Here is a 25070-nt window from a genome sequence, read left to right as displayed (position 1 = left end):
GCGTACTTTTATAAAACAAGAAAACCCCGACGAGTCGGGGCTTCCTGATATAGTAGTAAATCCTATTTAAGCGGCGGGAATTTCGCACCGTCAAATATACTTTTTTCTGCGGCCATTTTCTCAACATCCTGCCATTTTCGTGGGGCATCAATGGATAGGTTGGTGCCTTTATCTTTTCCTATTACAATGTCGTCTTCTATACGCACACCAATGTTCCACCATTTTTTATCGCACTTGCTGCCTGCGGGGATATAAATGCCCGGTTCAACGGTTATCACCATATTCTCTTCCAGGTTACCCTGGTACGAGCCTTTATCGTGTACATCAAGCCCCATATGGTGCGATACACCGTGCGGGTAATAAGTGCGCAGTTCCTTAGCTTCTTTGATGATGCCTAACTTTATCAACCCCGCGGCTAATACCTCGCCGGTTTTAGCTTCGAGCGATGCATACGGCACACCTGCTTTACAAAGCTTAAATACTTCTTCCTGCGCTTCGTAAACTATCTGGTAAATGGCTTTCTGCTCTTCGGTAAATTTACCTGTTGGCGGTACGGTACGGGTAACATCGGCCGAGTAGCCATGATACTCCGACCCCACATCAAGCAATACCAATTGGTTATTCAAAACGGTTTCGTTATTTTCTTCGTAGTGCAAAATGCAGGCATTGGCGCCCACACCTACAATTGGTGGGTAGCCCTCGCCTTCGGCGCCATACTTTTTATGAACGTACATCAATATGCCTTCCAACTCGCGTTCGCTCATGTTTGGTTTTACAGCGCGCATTACCTCGGCATGGGCAATGCTGGATAACTGTACCGATTTACTTAGCAAAGCCAGTTCTTCAGGCTGCTTAACCCCGCGCAATTTTACGGTGTATTCGTCAAACAAACCGGCGCTGCCCATAGTTTCTTTAATTTTAGCTTTTACACCTAACAAAGTAACCGAATCAGGCCTGGCTACCAGCTCTTGTATAATAGCGCTGTTTTTATGCGCGTCATCGGCAAGGCGAGGTTTAAGATAATTCATTATCTGCGTCAGGTTCTTCGCGGTAGCATACTTTGCAATAACATCATAATCGGCCTTAAGCCCTTTATCAATATTGGGCACAGCTGCTTTGGCTTTAAAAGTGTTTATTAATTCTTTTAGGTCGCCGGTGGCATCGTCGTTAAGGTCGTCATATACAACAGCGCTGAATTTTTTAAAATCGACAGGGAATTTGGCAAACTCGCTGCCGTTGTAAACCCTTTTAAAACCCAACTGTGCCTTTGCACCGTCAACACCCATACGCCTGCCTGTCCATTGCTCGCGCTGTGCATCGCGCTTGCGCACAAAAAGCACTTCGTTGTAGCTGGTATCGCCGGTGCCCTGCATATCTTTAAATATCAGCAGCGCGGCATCGGGCTCCATATATCCCGAAAAATAATACAGATCGGGGTTTTGGTGAAAAACATAATTTACATCGTTAGAAAATACCTGCTCGGGATAGGCAAATACTATCGCTACCGAATTGGCGGGCATTAAATTACGCAAGGCCTGGCGGCGGCCGGCATGAAATTCCTTGCTCAGGTAATCTTTAGGAATATTTGGGCTTTCCTGCGAAAAGGCTGTTACCGTACCCAGGCACACGGCCACGGCCGCGATGAATGTTTTAGTTAATAGTTTCATTATATAATTAGGTGTAAAAAACCGCGATAAGTTACAAATTATATTAAATAAATAATGTGCCATTATCACCTTTGCATTAACCGGTATCCCTGTTTGTTAAAACATAACCCTGCTGGTTACGTGCGCGTTAAAACTGATAATAACTATATTAGTTATTGTTAACTTTACGCTATCCAATCGCTGAGAAAACATCCTGATGCCATACACCTGCCCCAAATGCGACCGTGAATTAACCAGCGAAAGCCAAAGGCATTACTGCGCCAGGGTAAATTTAAACGATCTGTTTAAAGGCAAGCCCGATGAACTTATACTGCTGTTTGATAAACTGCTTGCCGAAGTTGCTGAATGGCCCGAAGTGCTGGTTGGCGTAACGCCCAACTGTATCACCTTTGTGCACAGGCAAACCTTTTTTGTTATCCGCCCCATGCAAAAGGTGCTTGACCTGAAATTTTATTCGGCCGCCAAAATAGATGAACCACCTGTTATTAAAAGCATTGCCACTGCCGGCAGGTTTCAAAACAATATCAGGCTAAGCCATACCGGCGAGCTAAAGCCGCAGCTGTTTAGCTGGATAAGGGGATCGTATGAGTTGTTGTGATTATATTTAAATGATGAAAAGATTAAGCCTTGTTTTATTGTTTCTGTTCGCTTTTAGTTTTGTAGCATTATGCCAAAGCCAGCTGACCGTCGATAAAACGCCAAGGCAAACTTCCTTTAATGGATACAGTAAAGTAATAACTTCACTATCGCAAGTTCCAAAAAACATTAAAGATAGTGCTGAAGTTGCTTTAGTTTCCTTTTTGGGTGATTTTTCTTCAAAAACAAGGTTTGAAAACGGGCAGATAGTGGATCTGGAGGCTTACCATAAGTTTAAAGCCAATGACAATCCAGGCCTCTTCATTCCGAAGTATGAGTTAATTTTTGTTTTAAGAGACCCGTCAATAGGTATTAGAAGCTATCCTATCGAACTAAGGTTAAATGAATTTGGCAAACTCCTTAAATTGAATTGGCCAAAAAAAGGGTATACTAACAAATCAAAATTCCCTCCATTAGATACGGTGAGAAACGCAGTTTTAAACCGTGCAAAAAAATTAAACTTTAATCGCTCCAATTACGAAATTGCTTTTAACTACGATTTTGAAGCTCAAAAATTCTATTGGACATTCCTTTTTTTAATATCAAAGAAAAATAACGTAAAACGCTATAATTTACTTACCATTAACTGGGCCAATTTAAACGACATCAGACAAAGCGAGCAATCTACAGTTACTGTATATTGATTTAACCAAAAAAGGGATACAGCTTAAAGCTATATCCCTTTTTTAATATGTATTGGTGGCGCAACTGTGTCAGTAGTTCACTCACAAAACCATTGATTATAAGAAACTTACAAATAAGAGGCTGGTTGTGCAAACGTGAACGTGAACATAAAGCGCCATTTTTTGCTTAGTAACGGTAGTACTCCGGTTTAAACGGACCTTCAACTGTAACACCAATGTACTCGGCCTGGTCCTGGTCTAAAACTTCCAGTTCCACACCAATTTTTTCCAGGTGTAAACGGGCAACTTTTTCGTCAAGGTGTTTTGGCAGGGTGTAAACTTTGTTTTCGTAAGCGCCGCCGTTTGTCCAAAGCTCAATTTGAGCAAGCGTTTGGTTAGTGAACGAGTTACTCATTACAAAGCTTGGGTGGCCTGTTGCGCAGCCAAGGTTTACCAAACGGCCTTCGGCTAATACGATCACATCTTTACCGTCTATAGTGTATTTATCAACCTGTGGTTTAATTTCGATTTTTGAACTGCCATAAGCGCCGTTTAACCAGGCCATGTCGATCTCGTTATCAAAGTGGCCAATGTTACAAACGATGGCTTTGTCTTTCAACGCGCGGAAATGCTGCTCGCGAACGATATTTTTGTTACCGGTTGCGGTAACCACGATATCAGCTTCTTTAATAGCGGTACCAAGTTTTTTTACTTCAAAACCTTCCATAGCTGCCTGTAAAGCGCAGATAGGGTCGATCTCGGTAACGATAACGCGTACGCCAGAGTTACGAAGCGAATCGGCAGAACCTTTACCCACATCGCCATAACCGCAAACAACAGCCACTTTACCGGCCATCATTACATCGGTAGCACGGCGGATGGCGTCAACCAACGATTCGCGGCAGCCGTATTTGTTATCAAATTTCGATTTGGTAACCGAATCGTTTACGTTGATAGCAGGCATTGGTAATGTACCGGCTTTCATACGCTCGTATAAACGGTGTACACCAGTTGTAGTTTCTTCAGATAAACCTTTAATGTCGCCTATCAGTTCAGGGAAACGATCTAAAACCATATTGGTTAAGTCGCCGCCATCATCCAATATCATGTTCAATGGTTTGCGGTCTTCACCAAAGAAAAGGGTTTGCTCGATACACCAGTCAAACTCCTGCTCGTTCATACCTTTCCAGGCGTAAACAGAAGTACCCGCGGCAGCAATAGCGGCAGCGGCATGATCTTGTGTAGAAAATATATTACATGACGACCAGGTAACTTCGGCACCCAGTTCTATCAAAGTTTCAATTAAAACAGCGGTTTGGATGGTCATGTGTAAACAGCCTGCAATACGTGCGCCTTTTAATACTTTAGCAGGGCCATATTCTTTACGCAGCGCCATTAAACCCGGCATTTCTGCCTCGGCCAATTCAATCTCCTTGCGGCCCCAGGCGGCCAGTGAAGGGTCCTTCACTTTATTTTTCACGTATGCAGTTTCTACTGATGACATATAATTCAATTTTTTTTGAGCTGCAAAAATAGTGAATATAAATATTTTAATGAAATTGGATGTATTATGATTACCGGGCAATTACACAAAGTAACTTTTAACCGATAGGCGGGTTAACCCTTTGCTTGTCAGGCTTTCTTAATCGAAAACTGGTCGGAGCTAAATATCACATAAAGTAACATCGCGGCCAATGCATATGCCCAAAACGCATTAAATGCAAACAGGATGGGTTCGCTGCTGCTGCTAATGTCGCCCCCTAAAAACGGGTAGAGCATGATACAGGCAAAGGACAGGCAGTAAACAAGCGCGAAGATAATTACATGCCTTATTTTGCGCGGCGATTGCTTGTTGTAGCCTATCAGCAAAAATCCGGCTACGGCTAAGTACTGGCAAATATCTTTCAGGTTACTCATCTTTATATAGTACAACCCATCGTGGCTACCCTGTATTAAAAAGTAATAGCCAATACGTGTTAAAATAACCCAAAAGCAAAGTATAATTATTTTCATTATGCGGTTATGCGCATGCGGTAAAACGTCCCTGAGCGTCGCAAGCCCCGCACCTGCCGGCATTTTCGGCCTCGCATAGTTCTTTAAGTGTCAGGTCCTTTTTATCCTTCGCCATGGCTGCTTTAGATACTACGATGATCTGCCCCTTTTTCGGCGCCTTATCTTTTTTCAGGTTGTCTTTCATTGCGATAAAAATTAAATTGTTAAACTAATATAAGCATTTATTAAACAAACCGGATAAGGTTCAAGGTAGCGTAAGCTATAAGTTAAGGCTCAAATATTGTTTTGGATTAACCGGGTGCCCGTTCCTGCGGATCTCGTAGTGCAAATGCGGGCCTGTCGAACGGCCTGTTGAGCCTACTTTGCCTATCATATCGCCAACGGTAACGCGCTGTCCTTCTTTAACATTTATTTTTGATAAATGACCGTACCAGGTTTCGAGGTTATTGGTATGGCGTATTTTAATACAGTTACCATAACCGCCTGCCCTGCCTGCAAATATTACCCTGCCGCTGGCTGTACATTTAACCGGGTCGCCGCGGTGGCCTTTAAAATCTATACCAGGGTGAAACTCGCGCCCGCCAAAATCAAACGGATTACCACGCGAACCAAAGAAAGATGTGAACGAGCTTAACTTTGGATAGCCCATTGGCATATAGGCTATATTGTTTACCAATTTATCAAGGTAATTGCTAAAGTCGGCATACAGTTTAGTATCGCTTTTGGGTTTGTCGCCAACATTCAGCTTTTTAAAAGATATGCTGTGCAAACCGCGCTTACTCATGAAATTATTAATGGTTTTTAGCTTGGCTTGTATGTCCTGTATATAAGATACGGCCTGGCTGCGGTTGCCTTCTTTTTCGGCATTTAAAAGCAACGCATCCTGCGATTCTTTCTCAATTTGTCCTTGTAAGGCAGCTATCTGAGATTGCAGCCGGCTGTTTTCCTGCCGTTGTTGTACACCTTGCGTACTAAGGCGAACAATGGCTGTCATAAGCACCATTACTACTATCAATATAGCGGCAACAGTAACTTTTAACGAATTAAAGTGTTTGGCCTTTACCTGTACCACACGTGGCTGGGCACTACTTTTTTGAGTAATAATTCCCATACCTAAATGTTTAATTTTAAGTTCATCAAATAGTGTTAATTAGGGTTAACAATACTAAGACATGCAAGATAAAAATAATTTTTAAAAATGCATGCTCCCGCTATTATAACGGAAACGTCAATTATTACGGATTATTCTGATAAGGGGTTGTTTTTATTTTGAATTGAGTATTTTTGTGCTGAATACAAGCGAAGTAAAATTATGTACCCAGAATATTTAGTTGCCCCAATGCGGGAAGAATTGACCAAAGTTGGTTTTGAAGAATTAAAGGACGCCCAATCTGTTGAGCAGGCTATTAAAAGTGAAGGAACTGTATTTGTTATGGTAAATTCGGTATGCGGATGCGCGGCAGCCAATGCCCGCCCGGCAGCACGCTTTGCAGCAGCAAACGAAAAACACCCCGACAGGTTGGTAACCGTTTTTGCAGGTATGGAAACCGAAGCGGTTAACGCGGCCCGTAACCTGATGCTGCCTTACCCTCCGTCTTCACCGTCGATGGCTTTGTTTAAAGATGGTAAATTGGTTCATATCATCGAGCGCCACCAGATAGAAGGCCGCCCTGCACAAATGATAGCTGACAACCTTATTGGCGCGTTTGAGCAATATTGTTAATAAGATTCAAGACTTTTAGAGTCAAGAATCAAGATAAAGAAAGCCCGGTACATTTAATATCGGGCTTTTATATTACAAAGTGTTTTATTTTTTTCCTGGCTCTTGATTCTCCTGTCTTATTACTTCGCGTCGGTTATTTTTAAGTTTTTCCAGTCGCCGGGCGAGCCGTTGCCCACCCAGTAGCCAATTTTTGTGCCGCCGGTTTTAACCAGTGGTTCAACCTCCAATACAGCATTTTGAGCGCCATTTATAAACACACGTATTTTTGTTGATGTAACCGTAATACTAACATGAAACCATCCGTTAGGATCGGGTGCGGGCGTAACCGCCTGTTCGTACTTATTGGGGAATTTATCCCTTAGCACCGGCCAATCGTAATTAGGCATGGCTATGTATTGTACCCCATGGCTTTTCCTAACAGCGTCGGCAGATAAAAAATTGAAGGGCCTAAAATACACGCATTGGTAAGTAGTATCATTTAACCCGTGGAACGCTATACCTACAAAACTACCCTGCATTTCGTCATTCCCTTTTACATCAAAATCAATTGTGCCAAACTTAAATTGCTTGTTATTAAGCCATGCAAGGCCGGCATTTTTCAACCCATTAAGGTGTGTGCTTCCATCGCTGCCCAAAGTTAGCTGACGGTTAATAACAGTTAGGCCGTGTGCCTGCAAAGGCGCCTGCTGTCCAAAGCAGTTGATAGCGAGCAGGCAAGCTGCCAGGGGAAATAATGCTTTATAAATTTTCATAACCGTTGTGCTTACTCTGTTTTTAAACTTTTTACCGGGTTAGCCAGCGCTGCCTTTATACTTTGATAGCTAACCGTTAATATGGTTATAGCAATTGCGCCAACCGCGGTTAATACAAATATCCACCAGGAAAGTTCGGCGCGGTACTTGTAATCCTGCAGCCAGCCATGCATCAGGTAATAGGCCATAGGTATGGCTACCAACAAGGATATGCTTACCAGGATTATAAAATCTGTAGACATTAAGCGCCACAGGTTAAATACCGATGCCCCAAGTACTTTACGTACGCCAATCTCTTTAATGCGCTGCTCGGCCATAAAGGATGCCATACCAAACAAGCCCATGCAACTAATAAATATGGCCAGCATGGTAAAGAAACCGGCCAGTTTACCTACACGCTCCTCGTTCGAGAATTTTTTGGCATATTCATCATCGGTAAATTTATACTCAAAGGGGCTGCCGGGGTCGTACTGTTTAAACACCGCCTCAATTTTTGCAAGGGCTTCATGGGTGCTTTTTTTAGGGTTAAGCCGTATATCAACAGTGCCTTCGGGACCGTTGGCCAATATCATTATGGTTGGCTTTACCGGTTCATATGGCGACGACATCACCATATCTTTTACCACACCTATCACTTTATATTTGCTGCCCCATTCAATAGTTTCGCCTACGGCATGCTTAAAATTCATGAATTTGGCGGCAGATTCGTTCAGTATCATAGCGGTTGAGTCGCTCACATATTCGCGCGAAAAATCACGGCCCTCAATTAATTGCCAGTTGGCTACCTTACCAAATTCGGGGGTTAGCCGCATTGTGGCGAAATCGTCTTGCAGATCCGGCGATTTGCCACGCCAGTTTAAGCCGCTGTTATTTGAATACACCCCTGTAAGCGGGCTGTTAGATTCGGCAATTTCGGTTATGGTGCCGCTTTGCAGCAGATCGTTACGCACCGCAGCGAAGTTATTATGTATATCGTCTGATTTCATGTTGACCTGTACAAGGCCGGTGCGGTCGTACCCAACTGGCCTGTTTTTGGTGAACTGTACCTGCCTGAATACGATAATGGTACAAATAATTAAAGTAGCCGATACAAAAAACTGCAGTATCACCAAAATTTTGCGCGGTAATGCAGCAAACCTGCCTGCCTTAAACGTTCCCTTTAATACTTTAACCGGTTGAAATGAGGACAAATAAAATGCAGGGTAACTGCCGGCAACAATGCCGGTAAATAAGGCAAACCCAAGCCCCATTAGCCAAAACACTGGGTTAGCCCAAAGTATATCTACAGTTTTACCTGCAACCTGGTTAAACCACGGCAATATCAGCAACACCAATACCAGCGATAAAATAAAGGCAAAGGCGGTTATCATTAACGATTCGCTGAAAAACTGGCCTATGAGCTGGCTGCGCAGCGAACCCACTGTTTTACGGATACCAACCTCTTTGGCGCGCTTCTCTGACCGGGCGGTGCTCAGGTTCATGAAATTAATACAAGCCAGCAATAACACAAAAATGCCAATAATGGCAAACAACCATACAAACTGTATATCGCCGCCGGTGTTAATGCCATCTTTAAATTCCGAATACAGGTGCCATTTGGTCATGGGGTGTAAGAAAATAGCCGGCTTAGACTGGGCACCTACCGAATCGCCCTGGGCCGCAATATTTTTTAGTTTAAGGGGTTTTATGCGTTCGTCTACTTTTGCTATATCTGCCCCGTCATTCAATTGTGCAAACAACTGAAACGAGTTGTTTCCCCAGCGGGTAGCCGCCCGCTGCAACCAGTCCTGGGTTGTCATATAAAAATCCCATGGGATGATGAGGTTAAGATCGTTAAGGGTGGTATTATGCGGAAGGTCTTCGTAAACGCCGGTAACCTTTACCAGTTGCTTGTTATCAATTTTAATAGTTTTATTAATGGGGTCGGCATCGCCAAACAAGGTTTTGGCCACCTTTGCCGAAAGCAGGATAGACGACGGATCTTTCAGCCCGCCACGTGTACCTTTCAGCATTTTAAGCGAAAGCATATCGGGCGCCTCGGGCTGCATGAAGTTACCTGTTTGCGTTATCTTTTTATCGCCAACGGCAAGTATATGTTCAAATGTCCAACTGGAAAGTACCATATATTTAAAATCCTTGCCCTTGCCGGTATAGTCTGTACGCAACAATGTCCCTAAGGGTATGGGTATCGATGTTTGGCTCCCTATTTTACCATTAAAGGTTTGGTGCTGCCACACTTGTACGATCTTGTCCTTATTCTGAAAATATTTATCATAAGATAACTCATCCCATATCCACAGGCCAATAAGCATAGCTACCGCCATACCAACCGATAGCCCGGTAACATTGATAAATGTGTGCGCTTTATTTTTGGTAAGGTTGCGCCACGATATTTTAAGATAATTTCTGAACATTGCCGTATAGTTTAGTGATACACTCTTAGCAAGCAAGCTTGCTATAGTACATTATTATAAGATACGTGCCAAATTTATAAATTACTCACTATCAGATATTTATAAAGATTAGAAATCCTGCAACCGTTCGTAAACGGACAATGCACTGTTCGGTTATAAGCGGGTAAATAGCTATTTTTAATTATATTTTTGTCATTCTAAGCATGACGATTGGAAAGGTTCTTTTAAAGCTTTGTGCCAGGTGAGGTTCTACATCTGACCAGTTAAATAGCCGTATAAAAAAATAGTGAATAAATAATATGCCAACATAACCATTAGGATAATTAAGGTGTAGTTAAACCGCCCTAAGGGATAATTTTCAATGAGCAAAAGATATCTTTTCCGCCAAAATATCAAAACATAATTTATGATATAAATTAATACGAATACCAGGACCATATCTAAAATGATAGAGATGTTTTCTTCGACTGCCGTAAAAATTCCAAATATTCCAATTTTACTTTGATAAACATGGAAATATTTCAACCAAAGCGTCGTGCTAAGCACAGCTAATGTAAATGTCCAAGAAATTAGCGTTAAAGGTTTTGTTACCCTACCTCTTTCTTTAGGATTATGCTTAATAAAACGCTGTATAGAATCGCTCCAAAATAAATAGTAATAGTTCCTCATAATTTTATAGTTAATGCGGAAGTGTACACGTAACAGCCTTCGTTGATTTAGTAAACCTGTCGAACCATTAACCGGGATGCAAGATGTACAAGTCTTCGACAGGCTCAGACTAACATCCTTCTCTGTCATGGTGAGCCTGTCGAACCATTAGCGAACCGTTCCTGCGTAGAAGTCTTCGACAGGCTCAGACTGACATACCTAATCACTGATCACTTAACTCTAATCACTATTTCAACTCTTTTATCTTCACATTCCTGTAATTTACATCAAAGCCGTGGTCCTGCAGCAGGATGTGCCCCTGGGTGGCTTCGCCAAAATCTTTCCAAACCTTGTATTTGCTAATGTCTACCAGGTCGCGGTATTCCTTAGAGCCACGGTCATATTCCAGCACTTTTATGCCGTTCAGATAATGCACCACGTGGTTGTTTGGTAAAACTACAATGCGCCCAATGTTCCATGCACCGATGGGGTGTACAAAGCGGGTTTGCTTTTTAGCAGGAATAAGGTCGTATAACGATGCCAGCGTGCGGTTACCGTCGCGGCCAAGTTTGGCATCCGGGTGTACGGCATCGTCCAGCACCTGGTACTCCAGCCCTATGGCCGAGCCTTGCGTTTTTTCATCAAGCGTAACAAAGTATTTAACCCCGCTGTTAGCCCCTGTAGACATCCTGAACTCGAACGACATATCAAAAGCTTTGTACTGCCCGTTGGTAATAATATCGCCGCCATTAGTAGCCTCGCCGCCATTCGCGCCAATTACCGATAGCATCCCACTGTCAACCTTCCAGCCTTTTGCAGGGAAGGTAGCGGCAGTGGCGCTATGCCAGCCCGTATTGGTTTTGCCATCAAATAAAAGCTTCCAGCCATCCTGTTTTTCGTAGGCCGATAAAACGTTTGGCTTCAGGTTTACCACGTAAACATCCTTTGCAAAAGGCTGGGGCTGCAAATTGGTGGTTTTGATGAGGATGTTTTTGAAGAAGATCTTTTTACCAGCTTGCCCCGCCTCGCTGATGGCGTGTACCTGCAGGCCGATAAAGCCTTTGGCATCCACCGTATCAACAACCATAGCTGTGGCTACGCCGTTTATCCATGTTTTGGTGGTATTGCCAATACATTCAATTTTTATGTGGTTAAACTGCCCGTTCTTCCAGGCGTTTTGGGCCTTGGCGTTCAGCTCCATGGGGTACAGCCAGTCGCGGCGGCCCTCGTCGTATATTCCGCCGCTCCATTTACGGTCGCTGGGGTCAATTTCGCATTGGCGGCCGTAAACCTGGCCTTTGCCGTCGTGCCCGGCAGGGTTGTAATGGCTGCGCAACTGGATGCCCGAATTGGTGATAGTGCTTTCCGTTTTAGCGTCAAGCTCTAAAATAAAATCGCCATATTCCTTCTCAGTCACTAAAAAGGTATTGCCGCTATTTAATACAGCCGTGCCGGTGATGCCTCCATTCTCTACTTTATATTCGGCTTTGCCGGCAAGGATCTTCCAGCCGTTAAGGTTTTTACCGTTAAACAGGTTTATATAGCCGGTTTTGCTTTGTGCCGATGTGGTTTGCATGCCGGCGGCTATTGCCATAGCCAGCAAGTAAATTTTCATGTTCTTCATAATATTTATTCAGGCTGATGTGTTAAACTTTCAAATTCCATCCGGGTTCGTATTCGCGACCCCAAAGTTTGGCGGCTTCGGCATCGTGCAGGATGTGGCCGTTGCTGCTATCCAGGTTCAGTACCCTGCCTACACGCTGTGCAATGTTTCCCAGCTGCGGTATCACGGTTGATTTATGTCCGTTAATAATAGTTTGATTTAGCTTTTCGGTGCCTTGTATAGCTTTTACAAAGTTTTGCAGGTGTACAAGATCAAGCTTTTCGGTAGGGCTCACTTTATTGGAAGCATCCACCGGGGTTTCGTCCTTTACTTCTTTCACCAGTTTATTATCGTAATCATAAACCTGGTAGCCGTTGCCGCCGCCATAATTAATGGTGCCGTGGTCTCCATAAAAAACAACACCACGGCCAACACCTTCAGAGTTATAGCCGTTGCAGCTGCGCCCCTCCCAGGATATCGCGGTATTGTTGGGGAAATTTACTAATATGGTTTGTGTATCGGGCGTTTCCCAGTCATCTTTAAAAGCAAAACGCCCACCCGATGAAGTTACCCGGTTAGGGAAATCGACACCCAGGCCCCAGCGCATTACGTCTATTTCGTGCGTGCCGTTGTTTAAGGCTTCGCCGGTTCCCCAGTTCCAATGCCAGTGCCAGTTGTAATGGATCAGGTTATCTTTATATGGCCTGCGTGGGGCATACCCCTGCCACAGGTCGTAGTTCAAATTTGCCGGTACAGGCACTACTTTACCTACCCCTATCGATTTACGGTTGTTTACATACCAGCCCCTTGCAAAGTAGGCCCGGCCAATAATACCTGCATGCAGCTCGGCCACCATTTTTTGCACGTTATCAAACGAGCGGCGCTGGCTGCCCATTTGTACCAGCCGGTTATATTTAGCAGCGGCGGCTATGGCCATTTCGCCCTCGTGCGGGTTGTGGCTGCAGGGTTTTTCTACATATACGTGTTTACCTGCCTGGCAAGCCAGTATGGTGGCGGGCGCGTGCCAGTGATCGGGCGCGGCTATTACCAGGGCATCAAGGTCTTTTTTCTCCAGCAGCCTGCGTATATCAGCAATGCCTGTGGGTTTTTTACCGGTTATCTTTTCAATTTCGGCAATACATTTCGCCATAGCAATGCTGTCTACATCGCATATGTAGCCTATTTCAACATCGGGCAGGGTTGCTAATTTCTGCGCCAGGAAAGCGCCCCGGCTGTTAACGCCCATGATGCCAACCACTACTTTTTTAGCCGGCGAACCTTTGTAAATGCCGCCTAAAGCAAGGTTTGACCCTATTAAAAAACTGGTGCCGGTAAGGGTTGCACTCTGAATAAATTTTCTGCGTTGCATAACAAATAGGTATTTGGTGATGTATTAGCGCACAATTGGTAATGGCTAATTTAGTATTTAATATATAAAATCACTTTTGGGTAGCGATTTTATTACATGGCTTATTATAGCCAAAACACTACATATTATTTTGTGTTATTAATAATCCCCCTAAAAGGGTGAATTGCCTTATTATCTAACGCAAACTGTAACTTAAATGTATTTTTGCGATCATAAATCAGATAAAAACTAATACTTTAGCTTTTATTATGCATGCATATCAATTAAACTATTAACCATATGAAAACTTTTTACGCTGCCGTAATCATCGGTAGTATCAGCGCTTGTGCATTAAGCACCGCAGTAGCGCAAACTGCACCACCTGCCGAAGATCCTGCGATGAAGATCTACCGCGAAACCACCCCAAAGATCAACGACCTTGTACACACCAAGCTTGATGTACGTTTCGATTATAAGAAACGCTATATGTACGGTAAGGAATGGGTTACTTTAAAGCCCCATTTCTACGCCACCGACTCGTTGCGCTTAGATGCACAGGGCATGGATATCAAAAATGTATCCATAGTAAAGGCCGGCAAAAATATACCGCTTAAATTCACATACGACAGCCTTACAATTAACATTAAGCTGGATAAGGTTTATTATAACACCGAAAACTATACCATTTATATTGATTATACATCAAAACCAAATGAGCTTAAAGCACAGGGCAGCGCTGCCATAACAGATGCCAAGGGTTTATATTTTATTAACCCGGATGGCACTGAAAAGGATAAGCCAACACAGATATGGACACAGGGCGAAACCCAAAGTTCATCGGCATGGTTCCCTACTATTGATAAGCCTAACCAAAAAACTACCGACGAGATAAGAATGACCGTTCCTAAAAAATATGTTACGCTGTCAAACGGTCGTTTAGCTTCGCAAAGGGTTAACACCGATGGTACCCGTACCGATACCTGGATCATGGATCTTCCGCATTCGCCATATTTGTTTATGATGGCGGTAGGCGATTTTAAAATAACCAAGGATACCTGGAAAGGCAAAGAAGTAAGCTATTACCTTGAGCCTAAATACGCGCCTTATGCTAAAGACATTTTTGGCTTTACGCCCGAGGTAATTGATTTTTACTCGAAAACCCTGGGTGTTGATTACCCATGGAACAAATACTCGCAAATTGTAGTACGCGATTACGTGAGCGGCGCGATGGAAAACACCACTGCTACCCTGCACGGCGATTACGTACAAGCCACCAAGCGCGAGTTGATAGATGCATACTACAGCCAGGGCCGCAGCACCATTGTGCACGAGCTTTTTCACCAGTGGTTTGGCGATTATGTTACTGCTGAAAGCTGGAGCAACCTAACGGTTAACGAATCGTTCGCTGATTTTAGCGAAACCCTTTGGGCCGAGCATAAATATGGTAAAGATGCCGGTGACGCGCATATTAACGACGACAGGCAACAATACCTGAGCCAGCCAAATCTTAAAACCAAAGACCTGGTACGTTTCCACTACAAGGATAAAGAAGAAGTATTTGATGCCGTTACTTACCAAAAAGGCGGCAGCATATTATATATGCTGCGCAACTACCTTGGTAATGCGGCATTTTACAAGGGATTAAACATTTACCTGAAAACAAACGCGTTTAAAAACGGCGAAGCCCATCAATTGCGCTTAGCAATGGAAGAAGCCAGCGGCCGCGATCTTAACTGGTTTTTTAACCAGTGGTATTTTGGTGCAGGCCACCCAATATTAGGTATTACCTACAAGTGGGACGATGCTACCAAAACACAAACCGTTTACCTGAACCAAACACAGGATGGTAATGTATTTACTTTACCATTGGCCATTGATGTTTATGCAGGTGGTAAAAAGGATCGCCGCATGTTTTGGATGCGCAATAAGGTTGATAGCCTGGTATTTCACTCGGCCACCAAGCCAAGCCTGGTAAATGTTGATGGTGATAAAATGCTGCTGGTTAAAAAAACAGATAATAAATCGCTTGACGAATTTGTGTTCCAATACTTTAACGCACCGTTATACTTAGACCGTTTTGAAGCTATAACTGCTGCTGCAAAACAGCAAACCAACGCGGGTGCACGCAAGGTTATTATTGCAGCCTTAAACGATAAATATTACGAGTTGCAAATAAAAGCTATCAAAGCTGCCGATATGACCAACGACGATGTACGCAACGCTGCCCAGCCAATATTAATTAACCTGGCGCAAACAGATCCTAACACGTTAGTTAGGGCGGCTGCCATAACCGTTTTAGGCAAGCTAAAGGCATCGGGCAATACCAATTTGTTTAAAGCTGCTTTAAAGAGCCAGTCGTATGCGGTACAGGGCGCTGCTTTATCCGCTTTAGGCTTGTTAAACCCTGCCGAGGCGGTAGCTTTAGCTAAAACTTACGAAAAAGATAGCGAAGGCGCTTTAACCCAGGCCATATTAAATGTTTACACAACCGGCGGTACCGATGCCCAGTACGACTATGTTTACAACGCATTTGCCGAAGGTGCGCCGCAAACACAATTCAGCATTATGCCAAAATTTGCCGACTTTACCGGCCGCGTTAAAGACCCCGCACAGGCACAAAAAGGCATTAAAGCCATTGCCGATTTTGGTGTTAAATACAAAAAATATGGCATAGGCCCGCAAGTAGTGCAAATATTAACCGGTATTAAAACCAGCCGTGCTAAACTGAACGATACAGCATCAGTTGCTGCTATTGATAAAGCTGTGGCCGAGTTACAATAATTGCGGTATTTAATTGATCAAAAGCCTCTCCATTTTTTGGAGGGGCTTTTTTTTACAGAAGATTTTATATTTGTGCAGATGAGCCTATTAGTTGATACCGCTAACCGCGATACACTTCACACTTTATTGTTAAAACTAACTGCCGACACCAAACCGCTTTGGGGTAAAATGACCCCGCAGCAAATGATAGAACATTTGATAGAAAATGTGCAATACACCAACGGCACGCTGATACCAATCTGCAGGCGAAGCCCGGAAGAAGCTTTAGAAGCAAAACAGCGGGGGTTAAACCCTGATGTACAGATCCCAAAAAACTTATTTTTAGGCGACCTGCCTGCTGAATACGCTTACCTTAACCTGCCGGCCTCCGTTACCCGGCTAATGGCCGACCTTGAACTTTTTGACCGCTATTTCAAAACTAATGCTATGGCCATTCATGGCGGTTTTGGCCCCATGGATTACAATGAATGGATTATTTGGCATAGCAAACACTTTACGCATCACTTCAGGCAATTCGGGCTTATTGAAGGGGATATTTAAATGTTAAATAAAAAAATTTAACATTTTTTAGCATTTACCTTCGGCATAAAATTTCATAGATTAGCACTAAGAATTTAGTTTATGAAAAAGTATTTACTTTTTATTGTATTGTTTATTGCCTCGGGCAGCTTAATGGCGCAAAGCGTAACCATTGCCCCTTTTGATAAAACCTTTGATCAAAAACTTACCCAAACTTTTAAGCTGGATAGCGCCTTGCGTGTACCGTTGCCATTACTGCCAACCGATAAATTTTTTAAGCAGGGCGATATCAACAAGCTAACACAGCAAAATCAAATGCTTGCACAGTTAAAAACCGGTAATGATGGTTACAATATGCCTGTTTATGTTTTAAGCGGCACATCTAACATGCCCATAAAAAAGATAGAAGGAAATTATACCATGCCGGTTTTGAGAGATGAGATCAAGAAACTTAGCAAGGTTACGCCGTAATTTTAAAAATCCTTATTCAGCAGTTTTTCCAGTTCGGCAAAGCTGATATCCATTTTTATACGCCCTTGCTTGGCGTACGAGATCTCACCGGTTTCTTCTGATACGATGATGGCCGTAGCATCGTTAGCTTCGGTAACGCCTATGCCTGCGCGGTGGCGCAGGCCAAACTGGGCGGGAAGGTCGGATTTTTCGGTAACAGGCAATATGCAGCTGGCCGATTTGATCTTATTTTCTGATATCACCACAGCCCCGTCGTGCAGCGGGCTGTTCTTTTGGAAAATGCTTTCTAATACGCGTTTAGAGATTCGGGCGTCCAGCACTTCGCAGCTGTTCTGGTAAAACTGTTCATCGTAATACTTCGCAAAAACGATGAGCGCCCCGGTACGGGTTTGTTTCATGCTTTTGCAGGCATCAATAATGGGTTTTATGCGGGCGTAATTGTTTTTTTCGGTTTCGGCTTTGCCAAAAAAGTAGCGCCACCAGGCCTTGTTACGCTGCAGCGACGCATTTTTTCCCATCAGCAATAAAAACCGGCGTATTTCCTGCTGAAACAGTACAATTACAGCAATGATCCCAACATCGGCTACTTTTTTAAGGATGCCTGCCAGCAGCGGCATTTTTGTATCAGGAACGATAAAATACAGCACATAGATGATGGCCAGCCCTATGAAAATATTGGCGGCGATGGTCCCCCTGATCAGGTTGTATAGCTGATAAATAATGATCGCCAGCAGCAATATATCTAATATGGCAAATGGCGTTACCTTAAGGCTGCTCAGATCAAAGGAATGCATGTTACGAAGTTAACAAGTTTTAGGAAAGTTCAGTAATGGTACCGGTTAGTTTACTCACCTTGATGGAATGCAAGTGGTGACACTATTTAGCCACCAATATTATCATGTACCTGACTATAACGTGTTGATGTTTTTTCACGGTGAGCATATGTGATGAACGTGAACTCCTGGCGAAGACCAAGGGTGAGGCTTTATTTATTACGCTCGGTGGTAAAGCGTACCAATTGCTCAAGGCCGGTACGTGCTTCGCCGGCGGGGAAGGTGTCCAATATAGCAAAGGCTTCTTCCTGGTATTTTTTCATTTGGGTCTCGGCGTATTCCAGGCCGCCTTTGGTTTTCACAAACCGGATGATCTCGGCTATCTTTTTAGGGTCGTCGTTATGGTTTTTTACCAGGCCTATCATGCGTTTTCGTTCGCCGCTCTCGCTGTTATTTAAAGCATATATCAGTGGCAGGGTAACTTTCTTTTCCTTGATATCGATGCCCAGTGGTTTGCCAACATCATCGGTACCAAAATCAAACATATCATCCTTTATCTGGAAGGCTATGCCTATTTTTTCGCCAAACAAGCGCATCTTTTCAATGGTTTCATCATCTGCATTGGCCGATGCTGCACCGCATGCACAGCACGAAGCAATTAGGGAAGCGGTTTTTTGACGGATCACCTCGTAATAAACCGTTTCGCTGATATCCATGCGGCGCACTTTTTCTATCTGCAGCAGTTCGCCCTCGCTCATTTGCTTAACCGCTTCAGATACTATTTTAAGCAGCTTAAAGTCGCCGTTATCAATGGATAACAAAAGGCCCTTGCTAAGCAGGTAATCGCCCACCAAAACGGCTATCTTATTTTTCCATAAAGCATTGATAGAGAAAAAGCCACGGCGCTGGTACGAATTATCAACCACATCATCGTGCACCAGGGTTGCGGTGTGCAGCAGTTCTACAAGCACGGCGCCACGGTGGGTAGCATCATTTATACCCCCGCAAATGGTGGCCGAAAAAAACACGAACATAGGCCTGATCTGCTTACCCTTGCGCTTTACGATGTAATAGATGATACGATCGAGCAGTGGCACAGAGCTTTGCATAGAGGTTTTGAACTTCTCTTCAAAAACATCAATTTCTGCAGTAATAGGTTTTTTAATTTCGTTGATGTTCAGCATTGAAACAAAACACGCTTTTTATGCAATTACCTTACCTGGCAATCCGCAGCAAACATAAGCTTTAAAAAATATATATGCATAAACGCCTAATATTTTTACGGCGATTAAACCTTTGTCCCATTTTATCCTCTATTATAATAGTTAGTAATAACTACATATGAGTTTAGTTTTTGTGAGTTAAAGTTTTCGTTTAGAGCGGGGCCGTAAAAGGTCCCGCTTTTTTTGTTGCCGTTTATTTTTACATTTGCACTCCTCAAAAAACGGAGAGGTGTCTGTCCCTAGGACTCCTTTGGAGAGTGGTCGAAAGAGCACGCCTGGCCCAAAGGGCTCCTTTGGAGAAAGTGTGTATATGCCAAAAGTGTATCGAGGGTTCGAATCCAATATAAATGAATACAAAATGTATTACAGTTATATTTTAAAAAGTTTAAAAGACGAGCGCTACTATTATGGTAGCACAAATGATGTAAATAAAAGATTGTTAAAGCATAACTCGGGGCAAGTTAAATCAACAAAACACAGAGCGCCTTTTGTAGTGCATTTTGTTGAAGAGCATTTAAACCGTACTTTGGCTTTCAAAAGGGAATTATTTTATAAATCTGTTGACGGATACAGATATTTAAAAGAAAATAAAATAACGTAATACGGAGAGGTGTCTGAGTGGTCGAAAGAGCACGCCTGGAAAGTGTGTATATGCCAAAAGTGTATCGAGGGTTCGAATCCCTCCCTCTCCGCCAAGGACATCTTAAATAAAACAAAACCGCCTTAAATGATGCATTTAAGGCGGTTTTTTGTTTTAGACCTACCAAAGTATTCAATAAATCGCATTGTTCTGATGGCCTTTTGGTGACCTGATAGGCACCCGAAGCAATAGGTTGAGCGTTTCGAGATTATTTCTTTTTTAAAATTTTCAAATATAATGATCCGCGATCTTTGATCACCGTGTCTCCAACAGAAATATGGATGCGTTTATTGTAAATGAGAGAATAAGTACTAAAACTAATTTTGTGAACAGTAACGGTTGCGATATTTTTCTGACCATACTTTACCTTATCTACTATCCCGTGTATACTTAATGATAATGCATCTTTTTTTACCTGCTTACGTTCCTTCAACAAAATAAATAATAAAATAAGTATAACTATTATAGCTATCTCTTTTTTTGAAATGTACTTTTTAAAATCCATATAATTTATAAGTTTGTCCAAATCCTACTGACACTCCAGCAGCAGGCCAGCCCCAAGATCTTCCAAATCCAGCCCATGTAATCGTTTTTACGGGTGATGTAACCTTATCAAAAGAAACCCATCCGTATGCCCCATTCGCTTCTCTAACTGTGAAGTTAACTGAAACAAATATTAACTACTATTAAACCTCCTTCAATATATCATTAAAAAAAAGTAAATATATTTGCGCAACTCAAAAGTTGCATATATATTTGCAACCCAGGGGTTGCATAATTAGCTATTCAATAATGAAACAAGATATATTTCAGGCCATATCAGACCCAACACGCAGGGCTATTTTAACGTTAATTGCCATCCAGGCATTAACACCAAATGCAATGGCCGAAAAATTTGACATGACCCGCCAGGCAGTATCAAAACATATTAAAGTATTGTATGAATGCGAATTGATTAAGCCTGAACAGAGCGGCAGGGAAATTTATTATCACTTTAACGCGAAAAAAATGCAGGAGTTTGACCATTGGTTAGCCCAATTCAGGCAAAACTGGAAAACTCAATTTAACCAACTGGACCACTTATTATCAACAATTAAAGAACAGAAAAAATGAACGACGATTTGCTATTTGATTTTAATGTTGACAAAGCCGCGAAAACAGTTTACATAACCAGGGAGTTTAATGCCGGGCAATCATTAGTATGGGATGCCTTTACTAAAGCCGAACTACTGGACCAATGGGGGGCGCCTGCACCTATGCGCGCCAAAACCAAGTATATGAATTTTGAAGTAGGCGGCCGGCGATTTTACGCGATGATAAGCCCCGATGGACAGGAGCGTTGGGCGGTACAGGAATTTACATCCATTACCCCGAAAACCAATTTTAAGATGTACAACGCGTTTGCAGATAAAGACGAAAACCGTGAATTGCCGGGTTCTGATTGGGATTACAGCTTCAGCGAACAAAATGGCATAACCAAAGTACACATCGTCATTTTTAATGAATCGTTTGAGCGATTGGAAAAATTACTGGAGGGCTTCAAAATAGGCTTCACCATTACCTTAAAAAATCTCGAAGATTTGTTAACCACTTTATCGCAGAAATAACAAGAAGATAAATAAAAACTTAAAAATAAAATTATGAGAGCAATCAATCCCTGGATCAACTTCAACGGGAATGCTGAGGAGGCATTCACTTTTTACAAATCAGTTTTTGGCGGAGAATTCACAAAGGTCATCCGTTTCAAGGATTTGGCAAGTGATGAATTTCAAATACCGGAAAAGGAAGCAAACAAACTCATGCACATTGCTTTACCTATTGGTAAACACAATGTATTAATAGCTAATGATGTTCCCGAATTTATGGGGCGGGTAAACGAAAGCGAAAACAGGTCTAAAATATCAGTGAGTGCCGAAAGCCGTGAACAGGCCGACAAAATATTTAACGGATTATCAGCAGGCGGGGACGTTGAAGGGCCTATTGGTGATAGTCCTTGGGGTACCTACGCCGGAATGTTTAGAGATAAATATGGCATTGAATGGATAGTGGAATTTGACCCCAATTATACCGGGCAAGTTTAACCGAAGAAAAAGGGCACTCTACATGGTGTTGAGTCCAATGTCAGCGGTATAGGGTGTTCGTTTGGCCGTCCTTTCTCTCCGCAACTTTAGAATAACAAAAAGCAACAAAAGCCTGCGATAATTTGATTTGCAGGCTTTTGTGTAAACATCTATAATACAGATTACCTATCGCATCAATTCTCTTTGAATATTGAATAGAAATTCAAAAAGGTTCATCTCTGTTGGTATTTGCAGCTTTTTACGAAGGCGGTAACGGCTTATTTCTACCCCGCGCACAGATATGGCCATCAACTGGGCTATCTCTTTACTGGAAAGGTTCATGATAAGGTAAGCACACAGTTTTAATTCCTGCTGGTTAATGCTTGGGTAGCGGTCTTTTATAATGGTTAAAAAGCCCGAATGCACCTTATCAAAATGGATAGAGAACTGTTCCCACTCTTCGTTTATCTTATTTTCTTCGGCCAGCAGGCGCAGTAATTTTTTAATCTCGCCAACCTCTACCATATCTTTACCCGATTTTTGAAGGCGCTGCAATTCATCTTTTACCTTTAATAAAAACTCCTTTTTTTGTACGATGTTTAATGCTGCAGATGCCAGCTCGGATGTTTTAAATTCGATTTCCGACTGCAGCTTTTCATTCTTCAGGTTCATTACCTCTTTTTCAGATCGCTCTAATTCCAGCTGGTGCAGATAGGCAATTTGCTTTTGTTCCTCTTCGTTTTTTTGATGCTGGGCAAGCAGTTGTTTTTGCTGTTTAATTATATGCCGTTTTTCCTGTAGTTTATATAAATAGTATAGCGCCCCTGCAAATATTACAAGGTATAAAATGTATGCCCAAACAGTTTTATACCAGGGCGGGTTTATAACAAAAGAGTAGCTTGAAATAGCAGACTCGTTATTTTGATGGTTGCGTGCCTTTACTTTAAACGTGTAACTGCCGGCAGATAAATTGGTATAATCCTTCTCAGATCTTTTGGACCATTCTGACCATTCTTTGTCAAAGCCCTCCAGCAAGTAGCTGTATTCGGCATTGGATTGTTCTTCAAAAATTGGCGACGAATACTCAAAATGCAACGAGTTCCAGGTATGGGCCAGCGAAGGCGCATTCTCAGCAGTTTGCTTTTTATCATCGCTAACCCCGGCAAAGTACCCGCCAAAAAGCAAACTATCGGTACCGTATGTTGCTTTAACCCTACGGATGTAAGCATTTAAAGGCCTAATATTTTGCTTGTATTTTGCATAGTTGATGTGATAAAAGCCGTTCTCGCTACCAACAAATACATTGTTGGCGTTCACCGGGTAAATGTTCTCGAAGCCACTTAAGATGCGGTTGTTCAATTCGGGGATATTGATAATAATCGGCGCCGATGAATAATCGGCCACGCCAACGCTTTTGCCTTCTACAAACCATACGTTGCCGGCGGCATCTTCTTTAAGGTATCGCAGGCCCCTGTCGCCGAATACTTTCTTAAATTGTGGTGATTGAATGAAACGGTCGGACGCCGCATCGTATTCGTAAATGCCTTTTTCGGTAGCAATAACGATCCGTCCTTTTATTTTAAAAACAAAATTATTTAGGGTTGATGGCAGGCCCTGTTCTTTAGTATAAGTTTTAACGCTGCCGGTATTGGGGTCTAACTTATAAACGCCACGGTATGGATGCGATGTCCAGATCAGGTTATGCCCGTCAACCTGCAGAAAGCGTGCCGACTCATAATACTTTCCTACGCTTCCCTTATCAGCAAGGGTAACGCTCTTATTATCAAAGAGGCGTACACCATAATAATTACCCGCTGCAATTAATGGCTCGCCGGCTTTGTTTTTTAAGGATTGAAATGTCCAGAAACCGGTGGCGTTGTAAACAGGAGAAAGCCTGTCGCCCACGATCTCGAAAAGCCCGTCGTCTTTACCGGCAAGCAGGCGTCCGCTTACCTGGGCCAAATTCCATGTTTGGCCTTCACCTATCAGTTTAAAGGCATTTTTCAAATAGCTCAGGTCGTCAACACCATTTACCGGCAGCTGGTACACCCCGTTAGATAAGGCAAAATATAAATTGTTCTTAAACAAAGCCGCGCCATAGCCACCGCCATCTTTAAAAATTAAGGGGTTAATGTGTTTAACCGCATTGTTGTAGGCTATATAATCTATCCCGTTATCAAGCCCCAGCCATACGTTATGGTTAACATCGGTATACATACAACGCACATTGATATTTTGCAATCCCTCCTTTTTACCGATATTTTCGATGATGTTACCATATTTATCAAACTGGTAAATGCCATTAATATAGGTACCCGCCAGGTATGTGCCATCATTAAGCGCCGTTGCTCCCGAAAAATGCTGGTGATTGTCAACCCCGGCCCCGTTCAGGTTAAAGTAGGTTAGTTTATTACCACTTAGCCGGTATAAGCCATCTTTAGCTGTTGTAACCAAGCCGGTGGTATCGTTAAACTTTGAAATATTGGTAATATAAAACCCGCCCGGCAGATCCGCTTTGGCAATAAACGGTTCCCAGCCGCCATTAGCGAAAGCCAATACTCCTTTTCGCTCGTCATGGGCCAGTAGCTTATCGCCGAATGTGCCCAAAAACAGCCATGACGGCGAATGATAAACGGTTATTTTACTATTACTGTACCTAAATATCTTATCGTGCGTGCGGAAGAAGATATCCTTACCATAACTGGAAATATCCCATATATCTGAAAACGCCTGGTCGGCCGCAGGGATAAGGCTCTTTAATGATGTAAATACAAGCAACCCGTTTTTTGCAGGCGAAAAGTAGCCTATTTCGTCCTGGCCACCTACATAAAGCCTTTTATCAGCACCAAATTCGAGCGAGCGTACAATGGTTTTATTGGGCAGCGGGTATAATTGCCAGTAAGCCCCATCAAAAACCAATACCCCTTCGTTGTTGGCAAAATACATGCGGCCCTGTGCATCCTGGCGTATTTTCCAGTTTTGTGTGCCTGCATTATACTGCCGTTTCTCGTAATTTACCGTTTTACGCTGGCCAATGTAAGCCTGCGACAAGGCATCCCTTGCCCATACCAATAGTACCGCGAAAAGTATTATCCTTAAAAACAGCGTTTTATGTTGGTGTATCAACATTATATATGGGGGCTTATAATTGGTTTACTAATATCTGTGTTTTTAAA

General features: G+C 42.8%; 23 protein-coding genes and 1 tRNA gene. 11 read left to right on the top strand and 13 right to left on the bottom strand.

Features of this window, described 5'->3' with window-relative positions; all coding sequences use genetic code 11:
- Window positions 1-62: 62 nt before the first annotated feature.
- Window positions 63-1667 (bottom strand): aminopeptidase P family protein, encoded by a 1605-nt coding sequence (locus EWM62_RS19470; RefSeq protein WP_203235007.1) that lies wholly within the window; start codon window positions 1665-1667, stop codon window positions 63-65.
- Between the two features lie 196 nt (window positions 1668-1863).
- Between EWM62_RS19470 and EWM62_RS07875 the strand changes: the two genes are divergently transcribed.
- Window positions 1864-2265: a DUF5655 domain-containing protein gene (locus EWM62_RS07875; RefSeq protein WP_129876124.1), complete on the top strand. Its 402-nt coding sequence runs from the start codon at window positions 1864-1866 to the stop codon at window positions 2263-2265.
- Between the two features lie 10 nt (window positions 2266-2275).
- On the top strand, window positions 2276-2947 hold the full coding sequence (locus tag EWM62_RS07870; protein ID WP_129876123.1) for a hypothetical protein: 672 nt from the start codon (window positions 2276-2278) through the stop codon (window positions 2945-2947).
- Window positions 2948-3113: 166 nt separating this feature from the next.
- On the opposite strand, the gene ahcY is transcribed toward EWM62_RS07870, so the two are convergent.
- From ahcY to EWM62_RS07855, 4 genes are all read right to left on the bottom strand, one after another.
- On the bottom strand, window positions 3114-4430 hold the full coding sequence (gene ahcY, locus EWM62_RS07865) for an adenosylhomocysteinase (protein ID WP_129876122.1): 1317 nt from the start codon (window positions 4428-4430) through the stop codon (window positions 3114-3116).
- Between the two features lie 128 nt (window positions 4431-4558).
- Entirely contained in the window at window positions 4559-4939 is a 381-nt protein-coding gene (locus EWM62_RS07860) for a hypothetical protein (RefSeq protein WP_129876121.1), read from the bottom strand.
- A 7-nt stretch (window positions 4940-4946) separates the two neighbouring features.
- Window positions 4947-5123 (bottom strand): hypothetical protein, encoded by a 177-nt coding sequence (locus EWM62_RS19290; protein ID WP_162499806.1) that lies wholly within the window; start codon window positions 5121-5123, stop codon window positions 4947-4949.
- Between the two features lie 75 nt (window positions 5124-5198).
- Entirely contained in the window at window positions 5199-6050 is an 852-nt protein-coding gene (locus EWM62_RS07855) for a peptidoglycan DD-metalloendopeptidase family protein (protein ID WP_129876120.1), read from the bottom strand.
- Window positions 6051-6251: 201 nt separating this feature from the next.
- On the opposite strand from EWM62_RS07855, the gene EWM62_RS07850 reads away from it, so the two are divergent.
- A complete protein-coding gene (locus EWM62_RS07850; protein ID WP_129876119.1) occupies window positions 6252-6662 on the top strand; it encodes a BrxA/BrxB family bacilliredoxin in 411 nt (136 codons plus the stop codon).
- Window positions 6663-6781: 119 nt separating this feature from the next.
- On the opposite strand, the gene EWM62_RS07845 is transcribed toward EWM62_RS07850, so the two are convergent.
- The 4 genes from EWM62_RS07845 to EWM62_RS07830 all read right to left on the bottom strand — a co-directional run bounded on the left by EWM62_RS07845 (window position 6782) and on the right by EWM62_RS07830 (window position 13448).
- Window positions 6782-7414: a LamG domain-containing protein gene (locus EWM62_RS07845; RefSeq protein WP_129876118.1), complete on the bottom strand. Its 633-nt coding sequence runs from the start codon at window positions 7412-7414 to the stop codon at window positions 6782-6784.
- 11 nt (window positions 7415-7425) lie between these two features.
- Window positions 7426-9828 (bottom strand): ABC transporter permease, encoded by a 2403-nt coding sequence (locus EWM62_RS07840; protein WP_129876117.1) that lies wholly within the window; start codon window positions 9826-9828, stop codon window positions 7426-7428.
- A gap of 895 nt (window positions 9829-10723) precedes the next feature.
- Window positions 10724-12100: a 3-keto-disaccharide hydrolase gene (locus tag EWM62_RS07835; protein WP_129876116.1), complete on the bottom strand. Its 1377-nt coding sequence runs from the start codon at window positions 12098-12100 to the stop codon at window positions 10724-10726.
- Window positions 12101-12122: 22 nt separating this feature from the next.
- Window positions 12123-13448, bottom strand: coding sequence for a Gfo/Idh/MocA family protein (locus EWM62_RS07830; RefSeq protein WP_129876115.1), 1326 nt, complete (start codon window positions 13446-13448; stop codon window positions 12123-12125).
- Between the two features lie 279 nt (window positions 13449-13727).
- On the opposite strand from EWM62_RS07830, the gene EWM62_RS07825 reads away from it, so the two are divergent.
- From EWM62_RS07825 to EWM62_RS07815, 3 genes are all read left to right on the top strand, one after another.
- Complete coding sequence (locus EWM62_RS07825; protein WP_129876114.1) at window positions 13728-16208, top strand: M1 family aminopeptidase; 2481 nt, start codon at window positions 13728-13730, stop codon at window positions 16206-16208.
- 78 nt (window positions 16209-16286) lie between these two features.
- Window positions 16287-16748, top strand: coding sequence for a hypothetical protein (locus EWM62_RS07820; protein ID WP_129876113.1), 462 nt, complete (start codon window positions 16287-16289; stop codon window positions 16746-16748).
- An 81-nt stretch (window positions 16749-16829) separates the two neighbouring features.
- On the top strand, window positions 16830-17198 hold the full coding sequence (locus EWM62_RS07815; RefSeq protein WP_129876112.1) for a hypothetical protein: 369 nt from the start codon (window positions 16830-16832) through the stop codon (window positions 17196-17198).
- Window positions 17199-17200: 2 nt separating this feature from the next.
- On the opposite strand, the gene cdaA is transcribed toward EWM62_RS07815, so the two are convergent.
- Window positions 17201-17992, bottom strand: coding sequence for a diadenylate cyclase CdaA (gene cdaA, locus EWM62_RS07810; protein WP_129876111.1), 792 nt, complete (start codon window positions 17990-17992; stop codon window positions 17201-17203).
- Window positions 17993-18183: 191 nt separating this feature from the next.
- Window positions 18184-19155, bottom strand: coding sequence for a polyprenyl synthetase family protein (locus EWM62_RS07805; protein ID WP_129876110.1), 972 nt, complete (start codon window positions 19153-19155; stop codon window positions 18184-18186).
- Between the two features lie 349 nt (window positions 19156-19504).
- Between EWM62_RS07805 and EWM62_RS07800 the strand changes: the two genes are divergently transcribed.
- The gene (locus EWM62_RS07800) at window positions 19505-19795 is read left to right on the top strand and encodes a GIY-YIG nuclease family protein (RefSeq protein WP_317127803.1); all 291 of its coding nucleotides are present in this window, start codon (window positions 19505-19507) and stop codon (window positions 19793-19795) included.
- A 3-nt stretch (window positions 19796-19798) separates the two neighbouring features.
- Window positions 19799-19889 (top strand) — tRNA-Ser (locus tag EWM62_RS07795).
- Between the two features lie 153 nt (window positions 19890-20042).
- Here the strand turns inward: EWM62_RS07795 and EWM62_RS07790 are convergent.
- Window positions 20043-20339 carry a hypothetical protein gene (locus EWM62_RS07790; protein WP_129876108.1) on the bottom strand — a complete coding sequence of 99 codons (297 nt, stop codon included), beginning with the start codon at window positions 20337-20339 and terminating at the stop codon, window positions 20043-20045.
- 287 nt (window positions 20340-20626) lie between these two features.
- On the opposite strand from EWM62_RS07790, the gene EWM62_RS07785 reads away from it, so the two are divergent.
- From EWM62_RS07785 to EWM62_RS07775, 3 genes are read left to right on the top strand one after another with little or no spacing between them, the layout of a single operon-like run.
- Window positions 20627-20947, top strand: a complete 321-nt coding sequence (locus EWM62_RS07785) for an ArsR/SmtB family transcription factor (protein ID WP_129876107.1) — start codon at window positions 20627-20629, stop codon at window positions 20945-20947.
- On the top strand, window positions 20944-21441 hold the full coding sequence (locus EWM62_RS07780; RefSeq protein ID WP_129876106.1) for an SRPBCC family protein: 498 nt from the start codon (window positions 20944-20946) through the stop codon (window positions 21439-21441). Before EWM62_RS07785 ends, EWM62_RS07780 begins: the two co-directional genes overlap by 4 nt.
- A 33-nt stretch (window positions 21442-21474) precedes the next feature.
- Window positions 21475-21915, top strand: a complete 441-nt coding sequence (locus tag EWM62_RS07775; RefSeq protein WP_129876105.1) for a VOC family protein — start codon at window positions 21475-21477, stop codon at window positions 21913-21915.
- A gap of 165 nt (window positions 21916-22080) precedes the next feature.
- Here the strand turns inward: EWM62_RS07775 and EWM62_RS07770 are convergent, their stop codons facing one another.
- A complete protein-coding gene (locus EWM62_RS07770) occupies window positions 22081-25023 on the bottom strand; it encodes a ligand-binding sensor domain-containing protein (RefSeq protein ID WP_129876104.1) in 2943 nt (980 codons plus the stop codon).
- Window positions 25024-25070: the final 47 nt, after the last annotated feature.

The organism is Mucilaginibacter terrigena, assembly GCF_004168255.1.
Classification (GTDB): Bacteria; Bacteroidota; Bacteroidia; order Sphingobacteriales; family Sphingobacteriaceae; genus Mucilaginibacter; species Mucilaginibacter terrigena.
This window is presented reverse-complemented; position numbering and strand designations above follow the sequence as displayed.

Bases quoted from the DNA above. Each gene is read 5' to 3' on its own strand.
- EWM62_RS19470 (WP_203235007.1), bottom strand. From the start codon at position 1,667: ATGAAACTATTAACTAAAACATTCATCGCGGCCGTGGCCGTGTGCCTG.
- EWM62_RS07875 (WP_129876124.1), top strand. From the start codon at position 1,864: ATGCCATACACCTGCCCCAAATGCGACCGTGAATTAACCAGCGAAAGC.
- EWM62_RS07870 (WP_129876123.1), top strand. From the start codon at position 2,276: ATGATGAAAAGATTAAGCCTTGTTTTATTGTTTCTGTTCGCTTTTAGT.
- ahcY (WP_129876122.1), bottom strand. From the start codon at position 4,430: ATGTCATCAGTAGAAACTGCATACGTGAAAAATAAAGTGAAGGACCCT.
- EWM62_RS07860 (WP_129876121.1), bottom strand. From the start codon at position 4,939: ATGAAAATAATTATACTTTGCTTTTGGGTTATTTTAACACGTATTGGC.
- EWM62_RS19290 (WP_162499806.1), bottom strand. From the start codon at position 5,123: ATGAAAGACAACCTGAAAAAAGATAAGGCGCCGAAAAAGGGGCAGATC.
- EWM62_RS07855 (WP_129876120.1), bottom strand. From the start codon at position 6,050: ATGGGAATTATTACTCAAAAAAGTAGTGCCCAGCCACGTGTGGTACAG.
- EWM62_RS07850 (WP_129876119.1), top strand. From the start codon at position 6,252: ATGTACCCAGAATATTTAGTTGCCCCAATGCGGGAAGAATTGACCAAA.
- EWM62_RS07845 (WP_129876118.1), bottom strand. From the start codon at position 7,414: ATGAAAATTTATAAAGCATTATTTCCCCTGGCAGCTTGCCTGCTCGCT.
- EWM62_RS07840 (WP_129876117.1), bottom strand. From the start codon at position 9,828: ATGTTCAGAAATTATCTTAAAATATCGTGGCGCAACCTTACCAAAAAT.
- EWM62_RS07835 (WP_129876116.1), bottom strand. From the start codon at position 12,100: ATGAAGAACATGAAAATTTACTTGCTGGCTATGGCAATAGCCGCCGGC.
- EWM62_RS07830 (WP_129876115.1), bottom strand. From the start codon at position 13,448: ATGCAACGCAGAAAATTTATTCAGAGTGCAACCCTTACCGGCACCAGT.
- EWM62_RS07825 (WP_129876114.1), top strand. From the start codon at position 13,728: ATGAAAACTTTTTACGCTGCCGTAATCATCGGTAGTATCAGCGCTTGT.
- EWM62_RS07820 (WP_129876113.1), top strand. From the start codon at position 16,287: ATGAGCCTATTAGTTGATACCGCTAACCGCGATACACTTCACACTTTA.
- EWM62_RS07815 (WP_129876112.1), top strand. From the start codon at position 16,830: ATGAAAAAGTATTTACTTTTTATTGTATTGTTTATTGCCTCGGGCAGC.
- cdaA (WP_129876111.1), bottom strand. From the start codon at position 17,992: ATGCATTCCTTTGATCTGAGCAGCCTTAAGGTAACGCCATTTGCCATA.
- EWM62_RS07805 (WP_129876110.1), bottom strand. From the start codon at position 19,155: ATGCTGAACATCAACGAAATTAAAAAACCTATTACTGCAGAAATTGAT.
- EWM62_RS07800 (WP_317127803.1), top strand. From the start codon at position 19,505: ATGCCAAAAGTGTATCGAGGGTTCGAATCCAATATAAATGAATACAAA.
- EWM62_RS07790 (WP_129876108.1), bottom strand. From the start codon at position 20,339: ATGGATTTTAAAAAGTACATTTCAAAAAAAGAGATAGCTATAATAGTT.
- EWM62_RS07785 (WP_129876107.1), top strand. From the start codon at position 20,627: ATGAAACAAGATATATTTCAGGCCATATCAGACCCAACACGCAGGGCT.
- EWM62_RS07780 (WP_129876106.1), top strand. From the start codon at position 20,944: ATGAACGACGATTTGCTATTTGATTTTAATGTTGACAAAGCCGCGAAA.
- EWM62_RS07775 (WP_129876105.1), top strand. From the start codon at position 21,475: ATGAGAGCAATCAATCCCTGGATCAACTTCAACGGGAATGCTGAGGAG.
- EWM62_RS07770 (WP_129876104.1), bottom strand. From the start codon at position 25,023: ATGTTGATACACCAACATAAAACGCTGTTTTTAAGGATAATACTTTTC.